Source organism: Actinomadura sp. 6K520 (assembly GCF_004349245.1).
GTDB lineage: Bacteria > Actinomycetota > Actinomycetes > Streptosporangiales > Streptosporangiaceae > Spirillospora.
Genome location: NZ_SMLC01000282.1, coordinates 1 through 6,170, shown reverse-complemented (window position 1 = coordinate 6,170; position 6,170 = coordinate 1). Strand labels below are relative to the sequence as shown.

The following is a 6,170-nucleotide window of genomic DNA, read 5'->3' as shown; positions in this document are numbered from 1 at the left end:
GCCCCGCCCGAGCCGGCCCATCCCGCGCCCGGCCAGGCGGGGGGCGGCCACCCGGTCCCGGCGGACGATCTCGTCCGCAGGAACCAGCACGGCGACCCCCTGGCCCGCCGCATGGGCCGCGGCGTCCGCAACGCGATGGGCGGTGGCGCGCGGGAGGCCAGGGAGCGGGCCGCCTTCGCCGACCTGATGCAGCGTTCGGTGCCGAGTTCCCGGCAGATCGCGGTCGCGAGCGTCCGCGGCGGCGCGGGCAAGACGACGATGGCCGCGATGCTGGCGACCGAGCTGGCCCTGCACCGCGCCGACCGGGTGCTGGCCGCCGACGCGGACGCGGAGCTGGGATCGCTGCCGCTGCGCCTCGGCGTCAGCCCCCAGCTTTCGCTGTTCGACCTGGCGGCGCACCGGCCGAACACGTTCCAGGAGGCGGAGGGCTTCCTGACGCGGACCCCGCACGGCCTCTACGTGCTGTCGTCCACGCGCGGCGGCCGCATCGCCGGGGAGTTCACGCTGGAGACGTTCCAGACCGCGCTCAGTTCGGTGAGCCGCTACGTCGCCGCGACGGTCGTCGACTGCGGCGCGGGCATCCTCACCGAGGTGAACCGCGGTGTCGTCGCGGGTTCACACGGCCTGGTCCTCGTCACCCCGGGAACGGTCGACGGCGCCTTGAGCGCGCGCGGGGCGCTGGAGTGGTACGCGGCCAACGACCAGCGGGGGCTGCTCGGCCGCACGGTGATCGCGATGGTCTCGCACGCCCCGCAGGTGGGCGCCGACCTGCGGCGTGCGCAGGAGATGCTCGCCGCGTGGGGACTGCCCGTCGTGTTCGTCCCCTACGACCGGCATCTGGCCACCGGCAGCTCGGTGGAGCTGGCCAAGGTCTCCGCCGCCGCCCGGTCGGCCTTCACCCGCATCGTGTACGAGGTCTTCTCGCGGTCACTGACCGGCGGAGGAGTCCGCTGAGCGGCGGCCCGCCGGCCACCGTCCGTCAGTTCTTCCAGATGAGGACGTTGGTCACTTCCACCCCCAGTTCGCCCGCGGTGGCGAAGACGGTTCCGGTGCGGCCGCCGGTGGCGGCGCCGGTCGCCCAGTACGACTGGGCGTAGACGACGTTGGAGCCCTGCGTCCAGGAACGGGTCCAGTAGGCCGGGTCGGGCCTGGGCTGCCGGAGGCCGCTCGCCTGGGACGGGGTGAGCAACTTAGGCCAGCCCTCGTTGGCGGTGACCCGGCTGACGGCGCTCGCCGCCGACGGGCTGGTGAACTTCGCGATCGACACCGCAGTGATGATCTTCTTGGACGGGTCGGCGTAGACCGCCGAGTGCATCGTTCCCACGCACGGGTAGCTGCGCAGCGTCGTGCGGAGTTTGGTGTTGGCGCGGGTGTTGCACGACTCCGTCCGCGTGCCCGCCCGGGTGAAGGTGTTGCCCTTGGCGGTCCGGATGGTGGTGGAGAGGATGGAGGCGGGGTCCGACCCCGTGCCGGTGCCTCCCCTGGACGCCGTGGGCCTCGGCTCGGGCGTGTAGGCGGGTGAGTAGGGCGTGGACGTGGGCAGCGTGGTCGTCCTGCGGGGCCCGTCGTCGTCGTTGCTCTCCAGGATGACGAAGGCGCCGATGCCCACGAGGGCCAGGACCCCGACCATGCCGAAGATCAGCAGGGGGACCAGTGCCCCGCCTCCGCTCCGCCGGGGCGGCGGGAAACCGGGCCCGCCGGGCGGCAGCGGCGGGCCGGGCGGCGCCGGTGGCGGGAAACCGGGCCCGCCGGGCGGCTGACCGGGCCATTGGGGGGAGTTCATGGAACGCTCCGAGCTGGGTCCAAGCGGGGTGCCTGATGAGATCCGACCAGAGTAGCGGGCAGAAGGTGGCGAAACGCCACGGGATGGTAGGTATGTCTCGGGTGTACGTGCCCGCGGACGGCGGCGGCGCGTGCGGAAGCGTCATAGGGTTGCGATGGAGAGGGAGGCAGGTGTCCGACACGAGCCGGCGACCCGTCGCCGCGCGCCGCGGCGGCCCGCCCGGTCCGTCCGGTCCGTCCGAGGCTGGGGTGACCCGATGAGCAGTGATCTGGTGGCGCTGGTGCGCCGCCGTCCGGACGTGCACGCCGTGGCGGACGGTCTGATCGCCATGGGCGAGCCGCTGGAGCTGCGCGGCGGGGAACCGGAGCCGACCCTCCTGCTCGACGCGGAGGGCCGGCTGCTCGTCTCGATCGAGGACGCGGTGCAGGTGTCGGCGCAGAGCGAGATCCGCCGGCTGCTCGGCCCCGAGTTCGCCGACCGCGTCACCGCCCCGATCTGGTGGGTGGACGTCCGCGCCGCAGCCGACCTGCCCGACGCGGTGCGGGTGGCGCGCAGGTTCGCCGACTCGCTCGTGCACTGGGCCGGCGGGACCGTCTACCCGGACGGGGCGAGCGAGGCGCCGGCGCGCAGCTGGAAGGCGTCCCCGCAGGGCGGCGGTTCGGCGGTCGGCGCCCCAGGGCAGGACGGCGCCGCGTACCACGGCGGCGTCATCGGGGGCTGACGGTCACGCCCAGTCGCGGGTGAGGGGAAGGTCCCAGGGGAGGGCGTTCCAGGGGCTGTGCGGCTCGGTGAGGAGGTTCTCGACGAGCCGCTCGTACTCCGCCTGCGCCTTACCGCCGCCGCCCGACCAGAGCAGCCGGCCCTGCAGATAGCAGGTGGCCATGTCCCGCCAGGACGCGTACCGCCGCTGGATGTCGATGGCCAGCGGCAGCATCCGCTCCCAGCAGTACTCCTCGGTCAGCCAGCCCACCATGCGGCCCCAGCGGTAGAGCATGAGGGCCCGCCCGTAGTCCCAGATGAGGAACCGCTCCACGTTCCCGCGCAGCGCCGGGTCGGCGAGGACCCGCAGGCGGTGCAGCTCCTCGGCCGCGTGGTCGCGGTCGTTGAACAGCTGGTGGAGGAACCGGGCGAGCTCGGCGCCCTCCTCGCTGACGTCCGCGCCGGGCTCGTCGCGGAGCAGCCGCGGGACGAGCCGCGCGTACGAGCCGCCCTCGTCCCCGTACCGGACGCGCACCAGCTCGATCAGCCGCTCGACGAACGGGGGTTCGAGGTTGTCGCGGGCGATGAGGTCGTCGACCTCCCGCAGCAGCGTCCCGTACTGCTCCTGCGCGGCGGGCGGCCGGGCGGCGAGGCGGGCGTCCCGGGTGAAGTCGGCGCGGTGCCCGTCCTGGACGAGCCAGTTGACGGCGCCGAGGAGCTGCTCCAGGTCGTAGGCGCCCCACGGGTCCTGGAGGAGTTCCTGGGCGGTGCGGCGGTCGGCGGCCGCCGCGGACTCGCCGGGTGCGGTGCCGAGGCGGTCCACGAGGAAGCCGTTGATCGCGCCGTAGGGGGCGCCGGCGGCGATGATCCAGCGCTGCACGGGGGTGAGGCCGCCGGCACCGGCGGCGGCGTCCGGCGGCTCGGGCGCGGAGATCAGCTCCCACAGCCGCCGCTGGAACTCCGCGGCCTGGCGTTCCTCGCTGCCGAAGAACCCGGCGAGCTGCTTGCGCAGGGACGGGTGCCGGACGTAGAGGCGCCGGAAGAACCACCCGTTCTTCCACACCAGGTGCTCGGGCCGCAGCTCGCCGAACGGCACCCGCTTGCGCCGGTGCACCATCGCCCGCTCCGCGAACCGCAGCTCCACATCCGACCAGAGGTCGGCCACCGGGGTGAAGCGGAGCAGCAGCACGAGGCCGAGCGCGCAGCCGAGCAGCCCGGCGCCCGGTGCGTGCGCCCACCGCGCCTCGTCCGGCAGCCCGGCGAGGGACAGCACGGCCCCGGCCAGCAGCAGTACGACGCCGCCGGCGCCGCAGGCTAGGAACCAGGTGGTCGTGAGGACGGGGGACCCCTCGATCCGCAGTACCGCCTCGTCGCCGTCGAACTCGAACGACCCTTCGGCGAGTGTCCCCTCGACGGCCCGCTCAAGCGCGTCGAGCTGACCGGCCTGTCCCATGGGCAGGACCGTACATCATCCCTTACGGGTAGATCATCTGCCCTGTGCGCCGTTTGCCGCCGGTAGTGGGAGGAACGCCGCATTAAGGGCAGCGGTGCCGCCGCGTCAGGCCGACTGGAGGTGCTGCATGAGGTGGCTGTGCCGCTGCCAGCCGTCCTGGGAGCGGCCGTCCCCGAGGGGGAAGAACGTCAGCGGGGCGCGCGGCGGCCCGACCGGCTGGCCGGGGATGCCGTTCGGCCCGGTGACCGTCCCGGCGACGGCCAGTGCGACCGGGGCGGGCGCGCCCGTCCAGCGGGGCTCGGTGGTCAGGTCGGCGCGGCCGGGGGTGAGCTGGACGAACAGCGACGCGATCGGCTGGTCGGCGGCCAGCGCGCCGACGAGGGTCGGCAGGTGCTGCAGGGGCGGCGGGTCCTCCGGCATGTAGCCGATGGTGATGGTGCTGACCTCCCCGACGGCGCCCCCCGCGCTCGCGGTGAAGTCGCAGATCGCCTGGGCCGGGCGCGGGCCGTCGCCGACGACGAGGAGCCGCGCGGTCGAGCGTCCCCGCGCGTACTCGGTGAACCGGTCGCGGCGCCACGGGTGCTCCAGCGGCTCGGCGGGCCCGAGCGCGCCGGGGGGCTTGCCGGTGAGCAGCTGCAGGAGGCGCTCGACGGGCCCGCCCAGGTCGCCCTCGGAGCCGTGCCTGGTGCGGTAGACGAGGGTGAGCTGCGAGCCGATGGGGGCGCTGGGGCGGGTGGTGAACCCGGGCGCGTAGTCGCGGGCCTCGGGTACGGGGACGAACGTCGCGCCGCTCCACTTCAGCGGCCGTCCGGTCAGGCCCTCGTAGTAGCCGTCACCGTTGCGGACGACCCACTGCACGTCGTTGCCCGACGCGGCGGTGCGCAGGGGGAGCGACAGCCGGGAGTCCAGGGGGGTGACCAGCTGCAGGGTGCGGCCGCCCGCGACGCAGGCGCCGAGGGCTTTGTTCAGCCAGGCGCTCAGGGGCACCAGCGGCCGGTCCTGCAGCACGACCATGGCCTGGTCGGTCAGCGCGTCTACTGTGCTCATCTTCCCCGGAGTCTAGCGATCGCGGGCATCCGGGACGGACTCGCCCGGGGGAAGGCGACTTTGCCGTGGCCGGGGAGGCGCGTGTCCAATCTGTGCTGAAATGTTGCGGATGCAGCGAGCCGCCGCGCCGTCTCCCGTGTACTACGCGGGCAACGCCCCAGCGCCACCGGAACCGCCGGTGCGGGGGCGTCTGTGGCGCGTGCTCGGCGTGGTGTCGATCGTGCTGTCGGTGGTCCTGGTGGCCGGCAGCCTGACCGCGTACGGGTTCTGGCGGCGCCTCGACGGCCAGATCGACCGCGAGGACGTGGGCGGCCGGCTCGGCGGCGACCGCCCGCAGAAGCTCAACGGGTCGCTGAACATCCTGCTGATCGGGTCCGACAGCCGCGCCGGGCGCAACGCCGGTTACGGCGTCGAGCCGGGGCAGCGCTCCGACACCACGATCCTGCTGCACATCTCGCCCGGCGGGGAGAACGCGATCGGCATCAGCTTCCCCCGCGACTCGATGGTGCAGATGCCGTCCTGCAAGAAGAAGGACGGCACCACCGTCCCCGCCCAGTTCGGGATGATCAACACGGCGTTCTCCAACGGCGGGCCGGCCTGCACCTGGAAGACCATCGAGTCCCTCACCGACATCCACATCGACCACTACGTCGAAGTCGACTTCGCCGGCTTCAAGCGCGTCGTGGACGCGCTCGGCGGCGTGGAGATCTGCGTGCCGCGCCGCATCGACGACCCGAAGGCCGAGCTGCGCCTGCGGCCGGGCCGGCAGGTCGTCCGCGGCGACCAGGCCCTCGGCTACGTCCGGACCCGCTACGTGCTCGGCGACGGCTCCGACCTCGACCGGATCAAGCGGCAGCAGGCGTTCATGGCGTCGGTCGTCAAGAAGGCCACCGACAAGGGCATGCTGACCGACCCGGGACGCACCTACGACTTCCTCTCCGCCGTCGCCAAGTCGATCAAGGCGGACGAGGACCTCACCCTCTCGGTGATGCAGCGGCTCGCGGGGAGCCTGCGCGGGATGAGCGCCGGGAAGGTCCGGTTCGTGACCGTCCCGGTGGAGGCGTACCCGCAGGACAGGAACCGCGTCCAGTTCAACCGGACCCTCGCCGAGCCGCTGTTCCGGGCCGTCCGGGAGGACAACGAGCTCCCCGAGCCCGAGCCCGTTCCGGTGGGGAACAAGGTGCAGCC

Annotated in this window: 6 protein-coding genes; 3 read left to right on the top strand and 3 right to left on the bottom strand. The window is 73.6% G+C overall.

The window, feature by feature from the left end; translation table 11 throughout:
* Positions 1–954, top strand: a 954-nt coding sequence (locus tag E1289_RS35830; protein ID WP_165970766.1) for a MinD/ParA family protein, incomplete at its 5' end; no start/stop codon positions are given.
* Between the two features lie 25 nt (positions 955–979).
* Here the strand turns inward: E1289_RS35830 and E1289_RS35825 are convergent.
* Positions 980–1,783, bottom strand: a complete 804-nt coding sequence (locus E1289_RS35825) for a hypothetical protein (RefSeq protein WP_165970765.1) — start codon at positions 1,781–1,783, stop codon at positions 980–982.
* Positions 1,784–2,039: 256 nt separating this feature from the next.
* Here E1289_RS35825 and E1289_RS35820 point away from each other — a divergent pair, with 256 nt between their 5' ends.
* Positions 2,040–2,504 (top strand): hypothetical protein, encoded by a 465-nt coding sequence (locus E1289_RS35820; protein ID WP_243713413.1) that lies wholly within the window; start codon positions 2,040–2,042, stop codon positions 2,502–2,504.
* A gap of 3 nt (positions 2,505–2,507) precedes the next feature.
* On the opposite strand, the gene E1289_RS35815 is transcribed toward E1289_RS35820, so the two are convergent.
* Both E1289_RS35815 and E1289_RS35810 read right to left on the bottom strand, forming a co-directional pair.
* Positions 2,508–3,935, bottom strand: coding sequence for a DUF1266 domain-containing protein (locus E1289_RS35815; RefSeq protein ID WP_131988332.1), 1,428 nt, complete (start codon positions 3,933–3,935; stop codon positions 2,508–2,510).
* 105 nt (positions 3,936–4,040) lie between these two features.
* Positions 4,041–4,982 (bottom strand): DUF6177 family protein, encoded by a 942-nt coding sequence (locus tag E1289_RS35810; protein ID WP_243713411.1) that lies wholly within the window; start codon positions 4,980–4,982, stop codon positions 4,041–4,043.
* A 109-nt stretch (positions 4,983–5,091) separates the two neighbouring features.
* On the opposite strand from E1289_RS35810, the gene E1289_RS35805 reads away from it, so the two are divergent.
* The coding region (locus E1289_RS35805; RefSeq protein ID WP_165970764.1) for an LCP family protein at positions 5,092–6,170 on the top strand (1,079 nt) is incomplete at its 3' end.

Coding starts and splice junctions, on each gene's coding strand:
- E1289_RS35825 (WP_165970765.1), bottom strand. CDS start 1,783: ATGAACTCCCCCCAATGGCCCGGTCAGCCGCCCGGCGGGCCCGGTTTC.
- E1289_RS35820 (WP_243713413.1), top strand. CDS start 2,040: ATGAGCAGTGATCTGGTGGCGCTGGTGCGCCGCCGTCCGGACGTGCAC.
- E1289_RS35815 (WP_131988332.1), bottom strand. CDS start 3,935: ATGGGACAGGCCGGTCAGCTCGACGCGCTTGAGCGGGCCGTCGAGGGG.
- E1289_RS35810 (WP_243713411.1), bottom strand. CDS start 4,982: ATGAGCACAGTAGACGCGCTGACCGACCAGGCCATGGTCGTGCTGCAG.